Annotated in this window: 17 protein-coding genes; 3 read left to right on the top strand and 14 right to left on the bottom strand. The window is 31.8% G+C overall.

Translation table 11 applies throughout. The annotated features are described in order from the left end of the window. Positions 1–235 precede the first annotated feature (235 nt). On the bottom strand, positions 236–691 hold the full coding sequence (locus Q360_RS0104840) for a DUF6702 family protein (RefSeq protein ID WP_027076088.1): 456 nt from the start codon (positions 689–691) through the stop codon (positions 236–238). 10 nt (positions 692–701) lie between these two features. Further along, complete coding sequence (locus Q360_RS24450; protein ID WP_051554570.1) at positions 702–1,958, bottom strand: YHYH protein; 1,257 nt, start codon at positions 1,956–1,958, stop codon at positions 702–704. A 203-nt stretch (positions 1,959–2,161) separates the two neighbouring features. Here Q360_RS24450 and Q360_RS22310 point away from each other — a divergent pair, with 203 nt between their 5' ends. Continuing rightward, the gene (locus Q360_RS22310) at positions 2,162–3,508 is read left to right on the top strand and encodes a sulfatase-like hydrolase/transferase (protein ID WP_036195055.1); all 1,347 of its coding nucleotides are present in this window, start codon (positions 2,162–2,164) and stop codon (positions 3,506–3,508) included. Between the two features lie 743 nt (positions 3,509–4,251). Here Q360_RS22310 and Q360_RS0104825 read toward each other — a convergent pair. Then, complete coding sequence (locus Q360_RS0104825; RefSeq protein WP_027076087.1) at positions 4,252–5,742, bottom strand: acyl-CoA dehydrogenase family protein; 1,491 nt, start codon at positions 5,740–5,742, stop codon at positions 4,252–4,254. 194 nt (positions 5,743–5,936) lie between these two features. On the opposite strand from Q360_RS0104825, the gene Q360_RS22305 reads away from it, so the two are divergent. Continuing rightward, a complete protein-coding gene (locus Q360_RS22305) occupies positions 5,937–6,788 on the top strand; it encodes a sensor histidine kinase (RefSeq protein ID WP_051554569.1) in 852 nt (283 codons plus the stop codon). Continuing rightward, entirely contained in the window at positions 6,785–7,462 is a 678-nt protein-coding gene (locus Q360_RS0104815; protein ID WP_027076086.1) for a LytR/AlgR family response regulator transcription factor, read from the top strand. The genes Q360_RS22305 and Q360_RS0104815 overlap by 4 nt, the downstream gene beginning before the upstream one ends. A gap of 70 nt (positions 7,463–7,532) precedes the next feature. On the opposite strand, the gene Q360_RS0104810 is transcribed toward Q360_RS0104815, so the two are convergent. From Q360_RS0104810 to Q360_RS0104760, 11 genes are all read right to left on the bottom strand, one after another. After that, on the bottom strand, positions 7,533–8,237 hold the full coding sequence (locus tag Q360_RS0104810; protein ID WP_027076085.1) for an SDR family oxidoreductase: 705 nt from the start codon (positions 8,235–8,237) through the stop codon (positions 7,533–7,535). A gap of 89 nt (positions 8,238–8,326) precedes the next feature. Then, positions 8,327–9,610 (bottom strand): serine hydrolase domain-containing protein, encoded by a 1,284-nt coding sequence (locus Q360_RS0104805; protein WP_027076084.1) that lies wholly within the window; start codon positions 9,608–9,610, stop codon positions 8,327–8,329. Positions 9,611–9,823: 213 nt separating this feature from the next. Further along, a complete protein-coding gene (locus Q360_RS0104800; RefSeq protein WP_027076083.1) occupies positions 9,824–10,393 on the bottom strand; it encodes a carboxymuconolactone decarboxylase family protein in 570 nt (189 codons plus the stop codon). Between the two features lie 46 nt (positions 10,394–10,439). Further along, a complete protein-coding gene (locus tag Q360_RS0104795) occupies positions 10,440–11,525 on the bottom strand; it encodes an alkene reductase (protein WP_027076082.1) in 1,086 nt (361 codons plus the stop codon). A gap of 143 nt (positions 11,526–11,668) precedes the next feature. Next, positions 11,669–12,391: an SDR family oxidoreductase gene (locus tag Q360_RS0104790; RefSeq protein ID WP_027076081.1), complete on the bottom strand. Its 723-nt coding sequence runs from the start codon at positions 12,389–12,391 to the stop codon at positions 11,669–11,671. Between the two features lie 65 nt (positions 12,392–12,456). After that, the gene (locus Q360_RS0104785) at positions 12,457–13,032 is read right to left on the bottom strand and encodes a TetR/AcrR family transcriptional regulator (RefSeq protein ID WP_027076080.1); all 576 of its coding nucleotides are present in this window, start codon (positions 13,030–13,032) and stop codon (positions 12,457–12,459) included. A 1,248-nt stretch (positions 13,033–14,280) separates the two neighbouring features. Continuing rightward, a complete protein-coding gene (locus tag Q360_RS0104780; protein ID WP_027076079.1) occupies positions 14,281–15,060 on the bottom strand; it encodes an HNH endonuclease in 780 nt (259 codons plus the stop codon). 3 nt (positions 15,061–15,063) lie between these two features. Further along, positions 15,064–16,692 carry a response regulator receiver domain gene (locus tag Q360_RS0104775; protein WP_027076078.1) on the bottom strand — a complete coding sequence of 543 codons (1,629 nt, stop codon included), beginning with the start codon at positions 16,690–16,692 and terminating at the stop codon, positions 15,064–15,066. Positions 16,693–16,694: 2 nt separating this feature from the next. Next, the gene (locus tag Q360_RS26490) at positions 16,695–17,012 is read right to left on the bottom strand and encodes an ATP-binding protein (protein WP_262493203.1); all 318 of its coding nucleotides are present in this window, start codon (positions 17,010–17,012) and stop codon (positions 16,695–16,697) included. A gap of 216 nt (positions 17,013–17,228) precedes the next feature. Next, positions 17,229–19,592, bottom strand: a complete 2,364-nt coding sequence (locus Q360_RS0104765) for an ATP-binding protein (RefSeq protein WP_027076076.1) — start codon at positions 19,590–19,592, stop codon at positions 17,229–17,231. Next, positions 19,582–20,646, bottom strand: a complete 1,065-nt coding sequence (locus Q360_RS0104760; protein WP_027076075.1) for a DNA cytosine methyltransferase — start codon at positions 20,644–20,646, stop codon at positions 19,582–19,584. The genes Q360_RS0104765 and Q360_RS0104760 overlap by 11 nt, the downstream gene beginning before the upstream one ends. Positions 20,647–21,066: the final 420 nt, after the last annotated feature.

Genomic DNA, 21,066 nt, shown 5'->3' with positions numbered 1-21,066 from the left:
GCCTTTTTAGGCGATCCCTTATTCTCGAGTGTAAAATATCCCTCATGCTTATAAATTTGATTAAAACTCACAACAGGGTCATCAACTTCTTTTAAGTGGTGTCTGCGACTTTGCCAACACATCATCTCGCTGCTAAAACAAATCAGCCTTAGGGCTAATCTATTTTAACCCGTCATTTGTTCCATAATTTTGAATAGCATTTGTAAATAAGCCTCTTTTGAAAAGTAAAATAAATTTATTTTAAATAAATTGAATCTTTCCCTTTTGTTAATAAAAAGGACTTTTCGAAATTCATAATATATATTCTAACTCTATTTTTAAATTTGGGGTTTATGTCATAAAAACAATTGTTCTTAATTTGAACCATTTTAACCTCGTGGAATTTATTTTTAGATGTAAAATTTAGGATAGTATGACCATTATATATGGTCGAACTTTCAAACTCAAAAACAACCTTGTTTTCGTCAATTTTTAAATCTATGTTAGAAAGAATATAGTCGGCAACACATAGATTAAACATTTTATCATTAGGACACTCCATATTTATGCGATAATGCTGTAATACATTTTGGTCCATTTCAAATTTTAAAGCCACATGGTTGTTATCCATGTAAACATAACTTTCTGATATACCATCTGCATGGAATAAAATAGATAGAAGAACACTAACAATAAATACAAAAGGCTTCATATACGTAAAATTAAATGGTTACTTTTTTTATAACTTGCCCGTTTGTAAAATCAATTTGAATATAACACACTCCCCCATTTAAAGAAGAAATATTGTGTAAAATTTGAGGGGAATCTGATTTGTAAGCTAGCGAACCATCAGCTTTATATATTTTGATTTTAGTAATATTAGATTTGGCGTATTGACTTCCAAAATCTAACGTGTTAAATTTATTATATAGGTTTAAATCTAGGACATCTTTTAATTCTTCAAAAACATTTGCATTGGCAATAACCTCAATTGGGCTACAATCTTGAGCCGCTGTTGAATCTGGGCAACCTGGACTAACTTGAAATGAATCATCAACATATTTCCCTTTAAAACATCTAGGGATATATGGCCAACTATCTGTTAACACATAATAATAGGTGCCATTTGGATAGTCTGGAGTAACTCCAAAACGTCCTCCACATTCGTCTAAATTAGAACCTGTGTATTCATAATCTTCTATATATGTACCATCATAAGAACCATTAGGAGCTGTTACACCATCTCCAGGGCGGGTTCCTGATTTTAATGAATATCCGCTTGAAAAATCTGTTATACTTGTATTACTCCCTGTGGCATCGCTATATAGATACTTATAATAAATAGGGAATCCATCGGCCGCATATCCTAATATTGGAGAATGTGATTCTCCATCAATATTCAGGTCGTTTGCAAAGTAATTTGTTGGTATGTTATGATAATGATATCTACTAACACTATTTACATGTCCACCGTTAGGATCCATAATCAAAGTAAAATCTGCCTCAATATGCCAGTTTAAATTTTCTTCCTGCGTATTCGGATTTACAAAATACAATCTTGCAAAAGGAGAATAGTTTATCCCTTGATCAGAAACACCAAAAATAATACCGGCACCACAAGATTGTGAATTTGGATCTCCCTTTATTTCGGTAACGACAGTTGTTAATTCTGGATATTGACACATGGAATATTCAAAATCTTGAGCTTCAATAGTATTTGGACCTCCCCATGGACCAATAGTATGTGCTGGGTAATTGTTGGTATATACTTTTCGAACATTACCAACTGTTTCGAAACAAACAGCATTTGTAGTTTCGTTTGCAAAAATTTCAACTGAATTACAAGCAATTTCTCGTTCTTCTCCCTCTTGAATAATATCAACCATGTCTTCAATCTGGTCATTACTATTTGAGCAAGAACAAATTGTAATAAATATAAGAGCAATTAAAATTGGAAATTTTGAAATAATTGTTGTCATAAGCTTGGGTGCATTTATATTCTAAGACTATTTAAAATGCATTTAGTTTAAGCAGTGTGGGCTTTAATTTTAAAAAAATCAAACAAACCCTATCAGATAAAGGGTTTGACAATCATGATTAAATATTTTTTCTTTATTAATTAAACTAAAGGCTATTTTAAGAGTCAAACACTGCATAACAGATACCATAAAAATATCACATTATGAATTTAAGTTTTTATCGTTTTATTTTCTTATTCATGTTTTCCTATCTCATTACTTCTTGTAGTAGTGATATTGAGGAATTATTTGCAGAAGAAGAACAAATTGAACCAAATCCAGAAATTCTAGGGAATAATGATCTTCCTAACATTTTATTCGTGATTGCTGATGATATGGGAGTAGACGCCTCTCCCGGTTATGATATTGGAACGGTAAAACCACAAATGACTAATATGCAAGATTTAATTACCACAGGTGTACGTTTTAATAATGTATGGTCTAGTCCCACTTGCTCGCCAACGAGAGCTTCTATATTAACAGGAAAATATGGCATTCGAAATGGTGTTGTAGCAGTTGGAGATGCACTTTCTACTTCTGAAACATCTTTGCATAAATATATTGACACTAATACAAATTCTGCTTATAGCAGCGCAGTTATTGGAAAATGGCATTTATCTACTAGCGCAAGTCATCCTAATGACATGGGAATTGATTACTATGCAGGTTCATTAGGTGGTGGCCTTCCATCCTACTCGAATTGGAATTTGGTTGTAAACGGGCAAACCGAATCTTCTTCGGATTATGTAACTACAAAAGTAACAGACCTAGCTATAGACTGGATAGATAATCAAACAAAACCATGGTTTTTATGGTTAGCTTATAATGCGCCACACCCGCCTTTTCACTTACCACCAATAAGTTTACATTCTCAAGGTACTTTGCCAACAGATCAAGCTAGTATTGATGCCAATCCGTTGCCTTATTATATGGCAATGCTTGAAGCATTGGATAGTGAATACGGGCGTTTGTTAAGCGCTATGAGTCAGGAAGAAAAGGACAATACCATTATCATATTTATTGGAGACAATGGAACTCCAAATCAAGTATTACAAGGATTTTCAAGAGGTAAGGGAACTATTTATCAAGGAGGAATTAATGTTCCTATGATTATTTCAGGAAAAGGAGTTACCAGAGTTAATCAAACTGAAGATGCCTTGATTAATACTACAGATTTATTTGCTACCATTTCTGATATAGCTGGTGTTAATACTTCTACTATCAATGACAGTAATAGTTTTAAAGATTTATTAACTTCTACAACCAATACTAATCAGAGAGACTATATTTATATTGAAGATGGAAACGATAATGGTTCCGTAGATTTCGCAATTAGGAATACCTCACATAAATATATATTATTTGAAAATGGTAATGATGCATTATTTAATTTAAACAGTGATTCTTTGGAAACCACAAACCTTTTGGGTCCAAATCAACCAGCTTTAAGTACTTCTGATAGTGCTATAAAGAATCAGTTAACTGCTAAATTAACAGAAATTAGAAACTAACCATAGAATGCCAATCATTTCACACACATTTCACTACGCTCCTATCGTCGTTTCGTAAAAAGCGTATTTACTCGCTCTCTTATATTTGAGAAATAAGAGCTCGTGAACCCTAAAGGGTTTCATTAAATTTTTAAAGTAAGATTTGAGAAAAAAAAATAAAAGAAGATTGTTATTGTACCAAGCTTTTTACCAAAGCAAAGTAACATAACGCAGTACATTATAGTACATTTTTAATTAGGGATTATCCTGTGGATGATTCATAATTAAAAGCTTTTTATAGAAAAATCAAATGATAGCTATAATTCTCTATGGAGTTTATATTGAGCGTAGTCGAAATATAAAATATCCCACAAGGCTTTGAAAGATCAATAAACATTCGTTTAGGGGTGTTTTACAATTCGTCAACAAGTATTAATTAAAATTCCGTAGAATCTCGTATTTGGTGTTGTTCAATACTAATTTTCAAATACGTTATTATAAGAAATATTTTGAGTTTCAAGTTTGTAGCTATAATTGGTCATAGCGCCTGTGCTGAGTTTATCGAAGTATAAAATTGCCGCCCGCAAACGCTCGATTGCTTTTTAAAAATTAGTATGCTTCGCAGTAATTTTTTTAAACAGAATATTTCAACGCTTCCATATTTTATTGTGAACACAAGCCGAATGCCAAAAAAAAGCTAACCTTTTTAGAATTCTGTAAAGTGTGTAATTTCAATTCAGTTCTTCGTATAATTTTTTTCTAAATTATACGAAGTTATACCAATGGCTATTTTCATTGTAATCTTCAATTTCTATTATTGTGTTTTTTGAATGAAATGAATTCATCAATTTTGACACATCAAGTTTTATAAGCTGCATACAATTAGTAATTAAGTCATCTCTAAAGCCTTTTTCTTGCATTTCCAAAGCAAAATCGATGCTTATAATTCTAGAAAACATCTTTCCTAAATCAATCATTTTTCTTTGTTTTAAGTCATTAACGACAGTAAAATCAACATATTCTTTAAAATATGAATGGGATCTTGTTGTGAGATGAAAATCTTTTAAAAAGCTATAAATATTAAACTCTTTTTTACGTTTCATTAACTTGAAAATCATTTCTGTAATTTGCGTATAAAGCATTTCATTAGAGCCTTCAAATATTTGAAAAGCTCTACTGTCCATAATACCTCTACCTCCAATACTTTCCATTTTATAACCTTTACCACCTGATAATTGAGTTAAGGTTTGTGCTGCTTGTTGCATAAGATCTGTTACAAATGCTTTCATTGTATTCGCTTCTAGTCCACTACTGGCTAAATCATTATCTATACCGCTTATAAGACTACTTTTAAAGCACATTGCAGAAGTTACTGTGAAAGCACTTTGAATTGTAGAAATTTGATATTTAACTTGATCTAAATCAATTAATTTTTTTTGCCCTACAATTCGTTCATTACAGTATTTAATAGACTCATCTAACATTCTTTTTATAAAGCCCATAGCCATTCCTGGAAACTGCATTCTACTTCTATGTAAAATATCTAGCATCATTTTAACACCAGAACTATGAGGTTCTAACTTGTATTGAGCAGGTACTTGAATATCTACTTTATTTTTTCCATAAGGAATCATATAAAGCCCTAAGTTATTGTAATATTCTTCTACTACTATTTGTTGGTTGGGTTGTTGCACATCACAGATAAAAAAATCAATATCCCTATTTAAATTTCCATTGGCATTTTTTTCACGAGAAGTAATCAACCAATAATCTGCCATTCCTGTTAATCCTTGCCAGTGCTTGGTTCCTTTAACATTATAATGATCTCCAACTTTTTCATTATAGGTTTGCATTCCTAAGGCATCACTACCAAAATTTTGTTCAGTTATCATTAAACCTCCCATATTTTGTTTTTCTAGGAATCGTTTAAAAATATCTCCTTTTACACTATCATTTGCATATTTAGCTACAGGTTCTAAAAATAGTGCAATATTAATACCGAAAATTAACGATAAAGATAAAGATTCATAAGAAGCTGTTGATAATATGCTAAGACACTCGCTCACTTTCATTCCTCTTCCTCCATAATTTTCAGGAATACCTACAGACAAAGGAGATTTTGCCATGATATCTCTTAAAGCTACCCCTGGTATACCTCTTTCCTTACTAAATTGATCGATATCATATCTTTCATTAAAAACATTTTTTAGTGTATTTTGAAAGTCTTTAATTAATTCTGAAAAATCTTTGTGCATCTATTTTGTTTTTTAATGGTATTATTTATTGATTGCTCCAAAAAATATGTGAAAAATTACACGAATTTATTTAGAATTATTCTAAATAATCAATGTTTTATGTTTTTTTTATTAAAATATGTAAAAGAAAGAGTTGAAAACACAACCCCCTTTTCTTCTATTTACTTTTACTTACGAGTGGCGTAATTTTTTATATGAGTTTCTTTTATTTACTAGAAACTGGAAAATTAAAACGAAATAATACCAATCGATTTTATAGAAATATAAGCTATACAATCGTTATTATACTTCTTGTTTTTGGTATTAATCTGGCGAATCGAGTAGATGAGAGTAAAGCAAGCTTTTGGGTAATTAATAATAATTTATGGTTTGCTGATGTACTTATATTTATAGTATGGGCATTCGTTTTTTATCTTGTTTTTTCTTGGTTTTTTGAACAATGGAAAATTATCCAAATTATAAAAAGTAAAAGGATAAAAGCTGAATTGGCATTGTTAAAAAATCAGATCAATCCTCATTTTTTCTTTAATACTTTAAATAATTTATATTCTTTAATAAAGAGTGATCCAGATACTGCACAAGAGTATGTGCTCAAGTTATCTGATATGATGCGTTTTACCATTTATAAGGGAAAAGAAGAAATGGTTACCTTAGAAGAAGAAGCTAGCTATTTAAGAAATTTTATTGAACTGCAAACGGCACGTTATCATAAGAAAATTGAGATCGATTTTCAGGAAAGTATAGAGAACCCAGCAACTAAAGTCCCTCCTCTTCTATTCATAATTCTATTGCAAAATGCCTTTAAACATGGGGTAGAAAGTCTTATAGATAACGCTTTTATCAATATTGAATTAAAGGAATATGAAACTGGAATTGTTTTCTCTATTCAAAATAATTTTGATTCGGAAGAACTTTCAACAACTCCAGGTATTGGTTTAAAAAACTTGAATGAGCGACTACAATTATTATATCCTAATGCTCATAATTTCACTGCCAAAACTGATGGAAATACCTATTTAGCAACACTAGAATTATATAAAAGATGATAAAGTATATTATCGTAGACGATGAAACAGCTTCACATAATAATATAAAAGATTATGCGAGTAACATCCCTAGTTTATCACATCAAGAGAGTTGTTTTAATGCTTTTGAAGCTATAGAATATTTGAACAACAACACTATTGACCTAATATTCCTAGACATTAATATGCCTAAACTTTCTGGGTTTGACTTTTTGAAAACATTAAGTACTCCTCCTAGAATTATTGTAACAACCGCATACAAGGAATTTGCTTTGGAAGGTTATGAATTAAATATTGATGATTATTTATTAAAGCCTTTTAGTTTTCAACGATTTATTGCTGCAATAAATAAAGTTAGTGGTCTACTTAGGAAATCCGGAAATACCGATGATTCTAGTATTTTTTTAAAGGATAACAAGAAACATTATCAAGTGAAGCTAAATGACATTTTGTATACCGAAGCTTATGGAAATTATGTAAAAATCCATTTGAATGATAAAATGATACTAACACATCAAACACTTTCTTCAATTGAGGAGCTATTACCAAAAAAACAATTCATAAAAGTGCATAAGTTCTTTATTATTGCAAAGAATAAAATCGTTTTGATTGAGGGCAATTTAATTCATATAAATGAACATAAAATTCCTGTAGGGAAAATGTATCGTCAAAATATTAATGAGTTACTTCCTTGATTTATGAGTTAATTCCACTTCATACACTTTCCGCTTACCCCTATTTCCTTTAACTTTTCTAATAGATTCATTAAAATGGATTTGTTGCCCAAACGGTTACTTCTGGAACAAAGCCTTTATCACGCATTTCAACAACGGAAAGAATGGTTTGTGCAATGTCTTCGGATCCCAATTTATTAGATTCCTCATTACGCTCTTTTCTAGAGGTAGCAGCAAACGCGGTTGTCACCTCACTTGGATTGATTAATGAGACTCTAATGTTATCTGGTCGTAATTCAGCTTGCCAAGATTGCGTCATTCCTCTTACAGCAAATTTTGATGCTGCATATACAGAACCTCTTGCAAAACCTTTTAAACTTGCAGTAGATCCAATATTGATAATGTTTCCTGATTGTTGTGCTTTGAACATTGGCAATAGTTCTTGAGTTAATAATGCCAAACCAAATACATTGGTGTTATAGACATTTAATAAATCAGCTTCGGTGATTTCTCCTAGAATTGGGAATACTCCAATACCAGCATTGTTAACTAGGGTATCTATCTTTCCGCCTAAAAGTGTAACAGCTTCTTTAGCCTTCTGAGGAATTGATTTTAGATCACTGATATCAAAAGCCAATGGAATCGCTCCGATTTCTGTTGCTATCTGTTTTAGCTTAGTTTCATCTCTACCTGTAATTACGACCTTTGCTCCTTTTGCAATAAATTGCTTTGCTGTTTCTTTACCAATACCCGAACTTCCTCCGGTAATTAATACTCTTGAATTTTTAATTTTCATCTCTTTATTTGTTTATTTAATGATTAACATATTTTCATATAATGTTGTACAACGTTTATAGCTTATATATTTATTATAATTATTTTAATCTATAGTTTTTCTTTCTTTTTCCGGCGCCTAACGATACCAACGATTATTGTCAACGCGATAATAGCAAGCCAACCTTTTCCTATCATAGAGACCATATCATCTTTATGCATCGTAAATAAGGTAAGATCTACTTTCCCTGTTTTCCAAAATACCCATTCAGCTGCTAACGTAGTGGCTAACATGGGATTCCCTGTTTCAAGAATAATTATGCCATTACCAGTTTCAGGATTCAATCGAACAGCCGTATTTATTGGAGGTGTGCTTCGTCCATCATGCCCAATAACATAATCGCCATTCTCAGTTGTTGTATACAGGATCGTACCTAATCCCCAAATATCCATGCCCATTGTTTTTGCTGCAGGGGCTCTCATCATTTTAATGGTTTCAGGCTTCAATACATTTCTGCCAATTTGTTCATTAGTACTCCCCTTTAGAAATACTTGAAAGAATACTTCCAAATCAGATAGAGACGTATATAACGATGTTGCAGCAAGAGAAGTATAGCGATAATGAATGGCCTTTGTGCCATCACTGTTGTAAAATTCTGCCAATTTGAAACTAGAAGAATCTGCCCAGCTATACGATGAATGCTTCATATTTAAAGGTTCAAATATTGTTTCTTTCATATAAGAGGCAAACGATTGACCACTTACTTCTTCCACCAAAAGTTGGAGAAGGGTATATCCCCCTCCTGAATAGTTAAACGCACTCCCTGGTTCTATACCTACATGAACGGATCCACTTATACCTTCATCGGCATCTGACGCTTTAGTTAATGACGCTTCTATAGATTGAGCCGGTACTCCAGGTTTAAACCCTGAATAGCCTAGCCCATCAGTTAACCCTGCGGTATGGCTCATTAACCTTCGGATAGTTACGTCATCATTATTAAATTCGCTAGGCGGTAATTGCCAACGCGTTAAATATTTTCCAACCGGTGCATCCAAATCTAATTTACCTTGCTCTACCAATTTCATTACTCCAAAAGCCGAGACCCATTTACTCAGTGATGCTACTTGGAATACAGTGTTTCTATCAACAACTTTACCTTTAGAGTCAAATACTTCACTTTCTATAACTCCATTATTCATTATAGCCAAGGCGAAATTGCCGACAAATTGTTCGTCAATCTTTTCTTTAACAGCCTGTATATAACCTTTAGAGGTTTTTTGCTGGGTGATGGATTCATGCATCCAACCATTCTTCGTAGAAAAAAAGCTAACTACAGTCCATGAAATTACGAGCAGGGTTGCAATCAAAAAATATTTTAAAAATCGTTTCATAATTATGTTTAGTTAAATATTTTTAAACTGTTTTATATGTATTATCCTAATGATTTCATTAATAATTGGGCAGAAGCAATGCATCTGCCCAAGTTTATTATACGTGTTTCTGTTCATTTTCAATATCCAGTATTTACTGGTTCTTTAATCATTTTCAGATAGAATTAATCCATTGTTTTTGAAATGGCTAAGCTCTCTTCAAGATTTAATGTTCTATTTCGCCCAAACCCTACTGCTAAAGGCACTATCTACAGTTGTATTAATGACATGATTAAAATAATTACTCATTGTTTTAACACCGATTCCTGTAATAACACCTAAGATATGATCCTGAGTATAGCCAGCATTTAAGAAGGTGTCAACATCTTCAACCGATGGCAGGCCTCTTTTTGAAACCATTAGTTTGCTAAAATTGCTTAATGCTTTTAATTTTGAATCTGGCACTTCTGTATCATTCCTAATAGCATCTGTAACCTCTGTGGGTACCTTACTCATTTTATCTGCTACAAAACTATGTGCCGCCATACAATAATCGCAGTTGTTTTCGTATGCAATCGATAAAAATACAACTTCTTGTTCTTGCGAACTGAATCCTGAGTTTTCTCGAAACGATTGATAAGATTTTATATAAGCATCTAATAGCGCTGGATTATTTGCCATTCCAGCATACATATTAGGAATCATCCCCATGGAATCTTTAGCATTTTGCAGATGCTTGCTTGAAATTGGATCTGCATTTTCAATTGTTTTATTTTCAATTTTTAATTTCTCTGATACTATCATTATTTTAAATTGTTTTAATTATTAATATTATTGTTAACCTTATTTCTTAAGTGACATTTACAGCTGCAAAAGGATAATCAGTATACCCTTTCGCTCCTGGGGTATAAAAAGTATCGAAATCCGGATCTTGTAAAGACAGATCGTTTTCCATTCGATAAACCAAATCAGGGTTAGCGATTAAAGACCTACCAAAAGCTACCAATTCTGCTTCATTATTATTGAGCGCAGCTTCGGCTGTTTCTTTATCAAGTCCCCCGCTACGAATAACAGGACCACCGAATGCTTCTCGAATCATTAATTTTAATGAAAGAGGTACATCAGGTCCACCCAAGGCAGCCATCTCAACTATGTGTAGATAAGCAAGCTTGAGGTGACTTAATTCATGTGCTAAATATTTATACGCTTCTTCCAAATCATCAAAAGCTTCCATATCATTAAATGCGCCATTTGGAGAAACTCTGATTCCAGTTCTTTCTGAGCCGATGGCAGCACTCACTTTTTGGGTAACTTCCAAAGCAAATCGGGAGCGATTCTCTATAGAACCTCCATAATTATCACTTCTTTTATTGGAGGCCGTGTTAATAAATTGATCAATGAGATAGCCATTGGCTGCATGTACTTCTACTCCATCAAATCCTGCTTTTATAGCATTCTTAGCAGCCTGTACATATTCATTTTGAGCTTGAATTATATCCTCCCTAGTCATTTCTCTTGGCACTGGATAAGGCTGTAAACCATTTTGGTCAGTATACATCTCACCGTTTAGAGCTATGGCAGATGGGGCAAGCACCTCTGAGTCTTCTTCCATGTTATCAGCATGGGAGACCCTTCCAGTATGCATCAGTTGAAGGAAAACCTTGCCTCCTTCTTCATGTATACGGTTGGTTACATTTTTCCACCCTTTTATTTGCGCCTCATTATAAATACCGGGTATGCGCGCGTAACCGAGACCGTTGGCCGATGGAGCTGTCCCTTCCGTAATGATCAATCCTGCCGAAGCTCGTTGGCCGTAGTAATCGCTCATTAATTGATTTGGAATATTGTTTTCTGCTCTTGATCTTGTCAAGGGTGCCATTACCACTCGGTTCTGAAGTTCGATGCTGCCCAGGTTGAATTTGCTAAATATTTTCATAATTATCCTTTTATTTATTTCTTCTTTTAATGTTTCAAATAAGGCTCTTTGTGGCATTAATTTCAGCCGTTATTTGATTTGTGTTTTATGTTCTCCTATTTTTAATTTTAAATGGGCAGAAGCATTGCTGCTGCCCTATTTAATTAAACTAATTTTTGTCCTCCATCTATATCAAGAACTGCTCCTGTAACATAATCACTTTCCATAAAGAAAAGCACGCCTTTTGTAACATCTTTAGCTACGCCAACCTGTTTTACTGGTACTGTTTCTGCAAAACCAGTAAAGAATTCTTTTTGTTCTTCTTCTGGCATGTATGCATCCCAAGCGGTGGTATGAATAAATCCTGGTGCAATAACATTTACACGTGTAGGAGCTAACTCTAATGCTAACATCTTACCTAAAGATTCTACTGCTCCTCCTATTCCTGTATACGGCATTTGTCCCACGATTGCTTTTTTACTTACGATTCCAGAGAATAAAGTAATGGAATCGCCTTGGCCCATTTTGGGACTAGCGTGTTTCACGGCATTCATTTGTACCCAAAGTTTTGAATCAAATAACCCTTTAGCAGCTTCCATATCTAATTCTTTAATAGCGCCTCCGTAGCCCCCAGAAGATGAAACTACGAGATGGTTTACCTTCTCGAATTTATCAAAGAATGTTTTTACTTCATCTTCCTTACTCCCATCCAATTGGTAAATAGCAACAGTACCATTCAAATAATTTTTGGCGTTCTCTAGCTTTTCTAAGGAACGACTTGCGATGGTTACATTCGCCCCTTTCTCGATGGCTTCTTTTGCGGTTTCTAAACCAATTCCTTGGCTTCCACCAATAATGACCACCGTTTTGTTTTCTAATGTTTTCATGTTTTTGTTTTAAATATTAAATTAATTATTATTAGACCAGTCTACTATTAACAGATTAAATTTTTTTATAATATGTATTTATTTAAAAATTTAATAAACGTTGCAATAGAATCCGTGTTTTTAGCTGACTTCATACGTAATAACGAACCTTCCCAGGTTGTAAGAATAAAATCGCTCATTTCTTTTGCTGACTCTTCTTTCTTAATACTATTGGCATCTTGCCCTTCCTCAATACATTTTTCAAAACAATCTTGCCATTTATTTAATTCGTTTGCAACTGAATTACTAAATGCTTCAGACATATCTGATAATTCCAGACTACTATTACCTAATAAACAACCTTCTTTAAATTCCTTATCGATATAGACTTTTTGCATGTCTTCAAAAAAAGAAATAATTCTTTCTTTAGGTTCTTTAGAAGCGTCTGTTAGATAACCGTTTAAGAAGGTCAATGAATTTTCAGAATAAAATTGAATCACTTGAATACCAAAATCTTCCTTACTTTTAAAATAGTAATAGAATGATCCCTTTGGAATATTAGCAGTTTCTAATATCTTATTTAAACCAACACTGTTATATCCGTTTTTAAGAATTAAATCTGTTCCTATTTCTAAAATGTTATCAATTGTTTCTGTTTTCATGCCGCTTGTATTAGACCAGTCGACTACAAAGGTACTATTATTTTGGAATTACCCAAATATTTTTATTTTTTTTTCCTGTTATGCCATTCCACACAAAGTATGCTTCCCTCCTACGTCGTCGCATAAAAAGTGTTCCATTAACATTATAGAAGAAACTTTTTAGAAAGAAAAAGACCCGGGAAGATGGTAACAACTTAGCCAGCGCGCCAACCCGCACAAAAACATTAAGGGCTGCAAGCCCTTAATATTTTATGCCGTACCCAATGCCAGCGCTGCAACCCGCTCAAAAAACTAAAGATTCTCAATCTTTAGTTTTTGTGCCGCATAACGCGGTACATTATAGAACAATTATACTAGTGCATTCCCGAATAGCATAAAATGCTTCTTTGGTCGTATCTATTTTCTAGCGTATGTAAAATTGCCGCTAGCAAACGCTCGATTGCTTTTTTAAAAGTAAATGCGAAATGGCATTTATTTTTAAACACAATTTGCAGCCGCTTGGCCAGCGCCACGGCATAAACGTAGAAGATTGAGCATCTTTTAAGTTTTGAGCGAGTTGATGCTGATGGAAATGCAGGTAGAACGTATCTGTAAATTTTTCACAGCATTCTCGGCAGCTTGCCACAACAGCTCAAAATTTCGAAAATAAAATTTCCGAGCACTTGTTACCACTATCTTTTGTTTGAAGTTTTTCTCTAGGTGTTCCTAACATTATGTCAAATAGACTTCAACATTGTTAACCAGTAATTGTTGTCTTTTCTTTTTTTCTTGATACGGCAAAGTATACTTTGAGCGAGATAATGCGGCGGCGAAACAAAAAAATCTAGGCTTACAGATAATTTTAGAAACAATGTACGGCTCAATCGCTATATTCTAGAAAGCATTGTAACTCTTAAGACAACTTTGAATTTCTTGAAAGATTATAGTGTTCAATCAACATTATAAACTGGAGTCTAGAATATGGCCGCTCATTTCGCCTATTGTTTCACCAAAGTTTTCTGAGGTCGCTTTGCCACCGCTCCATCTGGGTAGAAACGCGCTATTCTATTTTACATAATAATTTAAAGCTAAACTTTAAGTAGTTCAATCATATAATTCTAAATACAATTCATTATCTCTAATTAAAAAATCTACACCTTTCCTCCCATTTACCTTTTGAGAAACTTATGTTTGAGCTTTATTAAGCTCTGATTTCATTAACTTTTAATGCTTTGCCATAAACAGTAAGCATAGATAATAAGATGTTTTCTAATCTTTTTTATTAAAGATTGTATCTAAGTGATATTCTAAAAAATCTTTTCGAGGCAAGTAATTTATGGATTTTGAAATTTCAAAATTTTCGATAGGAAAAAAATGCTTTTGATAAAAGGTAGTCTCTTTTTTCTTTTTTAAATTACTTGATAATATTACTTGATAGTTCTGATTAATACCAATTAATCCTCTATCAAATGCTTTATCATAAAGTGGCGAAAAACAAATACCATTTTCAGGATTTAATCTTTCTCTTTTATTTTTTGACCAAGGTATAATATGACTTGCTAATAGTAATTCTGGAATATCAATTCCAGAAATAGCGCATTTTGTTCCATAGTTAGCCAAAACCATTTGTCTAAATACTGACTGATTTACTCTAGTTTTAACTGCACGAAGTATTGTTTCTCCCTTTAAATGATTTAAGTCATAAAGCAATTCTTTGTATTTTTTTTCTATGGAAGTATTCTCTTTTTTAGCTAGTATTTTTTCACTTAGAAAAACTAATTCTTCTTGATTATCAAAAAATTCATCCCAAATTGGCTGACATTGTTTTATGCCACCTATCATACCTTTTACTCCTCTTTTTTTATGATAGGAATCACAAGAGGCAAAATTTGTCAATCGAATACTTATTGCGTTAACTGAGCGCCCTAATAAACTAGCTAACTCAATAATCTCTGGTGTGCCAGTATGCATTTTACCAAAAGGAAGTTTCAAGTATAAATTAAATGCAAGAATTAATTCTTCTTTTGACCATAGATTACGAGTTGCCATCTTTTATATTTTTACAAAATCAACTCCAACCCTAACCGGATATGAAAAAGCATGATTTGCAATTCGTTGAGCATAATTAGGACGGATAGTTCCAATGTAATTTAATGTTTCACTTTTAGTTTGCCCTATTTTATCTAAATAATGAACTTTGATTTGATTGTGAGAATCAATTTTGTTCTCTTTCTCAAAAACTTTATACTGTAATGGCTTTACATATACAGGTCCATATGCTTTTTTAAGGTCGTCTGAGGCAATCTCAGTCCATTTAATTGTGATATTGTTGGGAAGAAAGCTAATAAAAGCAGTATCACCCAATTCTAAAGCTTTGTTTACATCAATATTACTACCTTCTGCAAAATAAAAATTACTTTTAATTTTATCTTGAGGTCTCAAGCAATCACATAACGCAGTCAGACAAATTAGATATTTAGGGCTATTTTTATGATTTTCATTGGGCTCAACTGTAAATACATCTCCAAAGTTTAATATTTGATTCTCTTTTTCAAAATAAAACGAATTATAAAAAACATTCATTTTGTGTAAAGAACTGATGTCTGAATAATTAGCATCAAGTTCTGCTTCAAATTCATTTAATAAACTATCATCAAGCAACAGAGACTCACGATTCCGTATTGACATAGATAATTTTTCCATTAAAATCTCATTCATAAATGAATTAAAAAAATAACCTATATCATCTTCTTTCAACTTTTTACGATGATGAATTAATGCATCTTTAGGAAAGGATATAGATAAATCATTTGTAATAGCACTTGATCTGTATAAGTGATTGTACAATTCAATACCTAATAGTTGATTGAAGCTATCAATATCATTTATTATATGATTTTTAAAATTTTCTAATAATTCTTTTGCTTGGTTGTCTGACTTTTTTAGAATAGTAACTATCGTATTATTAATAACTACGATTTTATTTATATTGTCAACGTATGTTGGGCATTGCAGTTCCGTATCAGATTTTACTTTGTCAGATAATGCAATTGAAGCTTTTATCATAGAACAAGTCAAGTCCTCAATTCCTGTTATGGCACTTATTTGTTTTGGAATTTCCCTGTTTATCCCAAATATCTCTCCTCTAAGTTTTTTAACTATCTGACTATCGCTTCTATTTAAGTTTATTTGGTTTAGTAAAGTTATTATTTGAGTTGAAAAATTTTCCAACTCAAGATTTTCTTTAATATCAGTATAATAGTCTCTGTCCTTTTCAGAAAAGTAGGATAAAATATTAAGTAGGACTTCATCTAAATCATCTTTCGAAGTATAAATAGTTGCAAAATGTATGTGCTTTGCTGAAACAACTTCATTCAAAATTTTTAAAGATTCTTCTTCGCCAGATTCACCAAGTAATTTCCAATCCAAAATAACAAAATCTCTGTTTTCGGTAATGAATTTAAGTGTATCATTATTGGTTTCATCGCCCTGTGAATATTTAAAAATTTCTAGTGAAATTCCATTCTCTTTAAAGTTATTATAAAGGTTAACAGTCAGTTCTTCCTCAAATTCTGGTTTCTCCGTGGCTTTTTGAAAAAAAGACCTTGCTTTATCATCAATATATATAGCAGATTTAATAGAATCTTTTAAAATTGATTGTGCTCTAGCTTCATAACTCATAATTAGTTCAAAGATTTTATAACGAAGCAAGCCCCATTTAACTGATTGTATTCCTTTTTGTTTGTTGCATATATGTCTAAATTGTTTTCGTTTAGACTTTGTTTTGAAAGATATAGACCAATCCCTCTGCCATTAGGTCTATTAGAGTAAAACATGTCAAATATTTTTTCTAATCTGTGATTTTCTATTTTCAATCCAGAATTGCAAATAATGATTTCATTGCTAATTTTATTATAATCCAATAAAATTTTCCTTTCATCTTTATTTCTCATCCAATAAATTGCGTTGTTTATTATGTTTATATAAACTGTGTGAAGTATTGGTTCTTTAATAGTTAATTCATGCTCATTGAAATTTGAAGTAGCCTCTAATTTAATATCATAGTCTTTTATTCTCCTGTCGAAGAATTTTAACAGATAATCGTATATTTTTTTACCACTAATCTCTTTAGGTATTGCACCAGCAACTCTATATAGTGGAGAAAGAAGTTCATATTTATCCTCTAATTGTTTAAAGTTTTGAGTTAAAAATTGAAATTAATCTACGTCTGTAAAAAGATTATCACTACTAAGTTTTTCTAATGAACTATTTATTTTGGCATATAATTGGTTGAATTCGTGGTCAATAATCTCAACCGCAACACCCAATTGCGCAGTTTCTCTAGTTTGTTCCCATTTATATTTTATGGTTTCATATTCAGCTTTATAAGCTCCTTGTACTAATTCTTCATCAATATCAAAGCTTAATTTACTTAAGTGTTCTACTAAAGGTGAAATTTCCTTATTAATTTGTTCTCTAAGAAACTCAAATTTAGATTTAAGTTTATCTGTTTCAATTAATACCCCTTCTTTAGAATCTATAGAATTAACAATTTTATCTTTCTCAAAATTCAACTCATCAACAATTCTTCTAGAGCGAAAAGAAAAATCTTTGAGCAGGTTATCGTATTGTGTTTTTAATTGTGTTCGATTTTCAGCAATAATCTTTTCAAGTGTACCATTATATTTTTGATAGTTTTTTGTGAACTCCATTTTCAATTCTTTGACTTCAAGTTTTTCTTGAACTTTAATCATTAATTGTGCACTATCGATTTTTATTGTTTCATTGAACTTTAATAACTTACTTTCATATTTATCTAACCTGTCTAACTGAGTATCTGTTGCTTTATACCGTTTTGGTACTTTTGGTATTAAATTTTTAAATTCTATATCAAGTGTATGGAGTCTATCCAATAAATTCTCCATTTCAGAATATAACACATTAGAAGCGTTTGTTTTTTCTTCTAATTGTTCCAAAACAGATTTATATTCATTTTGATATTTTTCAAATTTATCAGGATACCCTTTTAATGACCTTGTAAATTCTTGTTTTTCTTTAGTAGCTCTTTTATTATCTGCCTTTATTGCTTCACTTTCCTGCTTGATTAATTCTTTTTTATCTAGGAAAATGGATTCTTTTGCATCCGTTCCTAAATATTCTTGAGCTAATTCAATGAAAAACGATTCAAGATCGTTTTTAAATGTTCTATATGCAGAATTATTTATTAATCCCTCTCGACTAGATTTATCATTTAATTTATTATTTCTATTTCTTGAAAGTTCGATGTAACCAAACATTCTTCTATGTGAAAAATATGAACTAGCTCTTAATGCTCTTCTTTTTTCAAAACCTAAAAAATCAAAGTCAGTTCTTCCATAGGGTAAAACTCTAAAATTATCTCTGTAAATATACAACCCGCCATTTGCTCGAACTTTATCACTGATTCTTTTCCAAGCATTAGATTCAAGTTTAGATTCACTTTCCTTACCTTGTGAAACCCCAACTTTAATTGGAAAACTCCCATAGAAACTTCTGCTTTGTTTTTTCCTAGGGTTCAAGTAAGAATATTCTATTACTTCGTCATATAATTTTAAAGTACCTTTAAAAGCTCCCTGTCCATCAAAAACACCATCTATTACAACATCAGCATAATCAAAATCATCAGCTGTAAAAAATTGTCCAAATACTGTTAAGAAATCATACTCTGAATTAACATCTTTAAAAATTGGAATTGCTGTGTTAACAATTTTATTGTTTTTCACAAATTCATTTGTAAAACCTGCAAGACTAGATGCAATAAATTGTTTATCATCAAGTCCATCATCATCTTCTTTAGTAATATCAATTAATTGATCAATTGGTTCAAAAATGATAAACTTTGTTCCATGACTATTTTCAATATCTAAAAAATCTTCAAGAAATTTATCCGTTAAAAAATCAGGGATTTCTGATTTATTTACAGAGTTTTCAATTTCAGTTTTCAATTCAAGCTGTTTGTCTTCCCAAATAAGATTACCATCTAAATCATTTTGTTTCTCAAAATTATTAAGAAAAGACACTTTTAATTTTTTAAACTTTAAAGGAAAATCAGTAATATCTTCTATTTCTTCAACAGGTATGTCTACATCATCTAAGTAAAGATTATAATTTTCTAATAATCTCCAATCAAAAAACAATGCCTGTAAAGGATGCCCTTGTTTCTTGCTAAGCATTAACATTGGATTCCCAAGAAAAGCTACAGATAATCTTCCTATTCCTTTTTCACCAGCTTTAATTCTAGGTTTTTTCCAAAGTGTCTCTTCACTTTCTCTTTCTTCAAGTGTAGCTCTACTTTTTGAATCAGTACCAAGTACTAACCATTTTTCAAAAATATCATTTCTTGACATTCCTTTTCCATCATCAGTCATAACAAACAATGGAGTATTTATGTCTTTGTAAGTATCTAAATAGATTTCGGCAGTCAAATTATCCGCATATGCATCATAGCCATTTTTCCATAATTCGGTAATAGCTGTAGGTAAATCTGCAATCTGACCTTTTCCAAGTAAATCAACTGCTCTTGCTTTGGTTCTAAACTGCATTCATATGATTTTTAATAATTGCTTGTCCTACTCTTTTTGCATATTCTGGAGGAACGGCATTACCGATTAATCTAGCTAAACTTCCCATACTAGTTCCTATAAATTTATAAGTCTTAGGAAAAGATTGTAAAGTTGCACCTTCTCTAATTGACAAAGCTCTATTTTCTACGGGGTGTACAAAACGGCCATTTGATACACTAAAAAACTTTGTAGTAATTGTAGGCGAAGGTTTGTCCCACCATAGCCTTCCAAAAGTATCTTTAAAAGATGTATCTCGATCAATAAAACAATTTAACTGAAGTGTAGGATTATTTTTAAAACTAAGACGGTTACCACCATCCTTTTCTACTCTTTCCAAACGCTTTAAAGTTAATTCACTTACGTTAGGGACTGAATGATTAAAGTCGGTAATATCCTTATGACCAGCCATTATTTTGGAGAATCCATTTTTCTCACCAATAACATCTCTAACGGTTAATTTCCTTTTTGACTTAATAGGCACCAACTCTTTATCAGTAATTCTATTTGCAATAAGTGTAAACCGCTTTCTGTTTTGAGGAACCCCGTAATCAGATGTATTATGAACTTTAAAATGAACAGTATATTTATTTGACTCTAACCAATTTATAAATGTTTCTAATCCGCTTTCTCCCTTCTTACGAAGTACTCCAGGTACGTTTTCAACTACAACATAACCAGGATTAAAGTATTTGACGAATCGTCCAAACTCAACAAGTAGATTTTTGGATTTTTGTGACTTATTTTTATCGGTGTTTATTATACTCCAAAATTGACAAGGACTGCAGCCAATTAGTAATAACTCATCATCATTACGTTTTAAATTAAGAGTGTTTTCTAATTCTTCTTCTTTTAATTCAAAAACATCCGCTTTAATAAATTTTGCTTTCTTAATATTGGCTTCATAAGTAGCTCTACAATTCTCTTCATAGTCTATTCCTGCTAAAACCTGAATGCCAGATTTTTGCATTCCAAAGCTCATTCCGCCACCTCCACAAAAGAAATCGATTGCTTTAATTTTTGTTTTATTTTTCACTTTCAAATTAAGTACGAATTTTTACAACGTATAGTAAATAAAATTTAAGTGTTAAACAAAGCAATATCGAGATATAAGCTCATTCCATATACATTACCACTTCACTCCTATCGTCGCTTGGGTAAAGAATATTCCATTACCTTTTCAGGAAGTTTTTAGAAAGAAAAAAATAAAAGAAAATTGAAGAAAACAACTTCGCTTTTACCAAAGCAAAGTTACATAACGCGGTACATTATAGACCAGATTAACCATTCTATACTTAGTCATTATGTCAAATGGCTTTGGTAGTCGGTTTATATTCTATATTCCTTACAACAACGTTATTTGTCGTGGCGCCTGTGCTGAGCGCAGTCGAAGCATAAAATAGCCGATGTCAAGCGCTCGGTTGTTTTTTAAACACAAATTTATAGCATTCATGAG

The organism is Maribacter antarcticus DSM 21422 (genome assembly GCF_000621125.1).
GTDB lineage: Bacteria > Bacteroidota > Bacteroidia > Flavobacteriales > Flavobacteriaceae > Maribacter > Maribacter antarcticus.
Note: the sequence above shows the minus strand (reverse complement) of the source record. Positions and strands in the feature narration are given on the sequence as shown.